The organism is Helicobacter saguini (assembly GCF_000762875.2).
Classification (GTDB): Bacteria; Campylobacterota; Campylobacteria; order Campylobacterales; family Helicobacteraceae; genus Helicobacter_A; species Helicobacter_A saguini.
In genome coordinates this window covers 1-607 of sequence record NZ_JRMP02000060.1, presented here as the reverse complement: position 1 = coordinate 607, position 607 = coordinate 1, and the positions used below count along the sequence as shown (strand labels likewise).

Annotated in this window: 1 protein-coding gene; it reads left to right on the top strand. The window is 28.7% G+C overall.

The features are described from left to right. Positions 1 to 478 (top strand): peptidoglycan DD-metalloendopeptidase family protein (locus LS64_RS14065; RefSeq protein WP_153227320.1); only part of this gene is annotated, 478 nt, incomplete at its 5' end. Positions 479 to 607 lie beyond the last annotated feature (129 nt).

The window sequence follows — 607 nt, the reverse complement described above, 5'->3', positions numbered from 1 at the left end:
AGTTTTTGATGCTAAGAAAGGCAATAGAAATAAAAGTTACGGCAACCAAATAATCCTAGAACTAACAGGAGATGCAATAAAGATTCTAAAAATTAGAAAGAAATTTATCAGTTATAAATTAAAATATACAAACAAAGAACATATTAAAGGTAAAGGCTTTAATGAAAACTCAAACACATATTATTTACTATATGCTCATTTAAGTAAAATACTTGTAAAGCAAGGACAAGAAGTAAAAGCAGGAGAACTTATAGGATATAGTGGTATAAGTGGTAGTGCTAATGGCACTAAAGCACCACATTTACACTTTGAGATAAGGAATCTTCCAAATCTAGGGAAAGGAATGAATAATAGAATAAACCCAGCCTTTTACTTACAAGCTAAAGTAATTGAAAGTGATTTTACCAAAGAAGAAAAACAAGAACAAGAAAGATGTAGCAAGGATATGGACAATTGTTTATTTGATAAAAAGGAGTAAATATGGGTTTTTTTGTAGGAGAATGGTTTAAAAAAGGTAACGATTTAGAATTAAACAATTCACTAAGCATAGATGAAAGAAAAAGAAGAGTAAAAGAAGGTGCATCTATGGTATTAGATGATATTAATA